The sequence below is a fragment of the Corallococcus sp. CA047B genome (assembly GCF_003612065.1).
Classification (GTDB): Bacteria; Myxococcota; Myxococcia; order Myxococcales; family Myxococcaceae; genus Corallococcus; species Corallococcus praedator.
Genome location: NZ_RAWD01000750.1, coordinates 1 through 390 on the forward strand (window position 1 = coordinate 1; position 390 = coordinate 390).

Consider the following 390-nt stretch of genomic DNA (forward strand, 5'->3'; position numbering starts at 1 on the left):
GTTAACGGCAATCGGTTTATCGCAGGTGATCAGTAACGTGCCGAGTACCATATTGTTGCTGAACTATGTGCCGCCGTCTTTATTACTGGTATGGGCGGTAAACGTAGGTGGCTTTGGGTTATTACCCGGATCGCTGGCAAATTTGATTGCGCTACGTATGGCGAACGATCGCCGCATCTGGTGGCGTTTCCATCTCTATTCAATACCGATGCTGTTGTGGGCGGCGTTGGTGGGATATGTTTTGTTAGTTATACTCCCGGCCAACTAGGGTCTGGCAAATAAAAAAGGCGGATTATGAGTCCGCCTTTTGCTTTAAGTTTTGAAGATTAATTCAGACGAACCGGCATCCCGGAGCGGTTTTTAATCGCTTCATCAAGAACAACCTGGTCA

1 pseudogene is annotated in these 390 nt (G+C 47.7%); it reads left to right on the forward strand.

Annotation, left to right across the window (positions count from 1 at the left end):
• Positions 1–268 (forward strand): annotated as a pseudogene (locus tag D7X74_RS42490) (hypothetical protein); the annotation flags it as partial.
• Between the last annotated feature and the right edge of the window lie 122 nt (positions 269–390).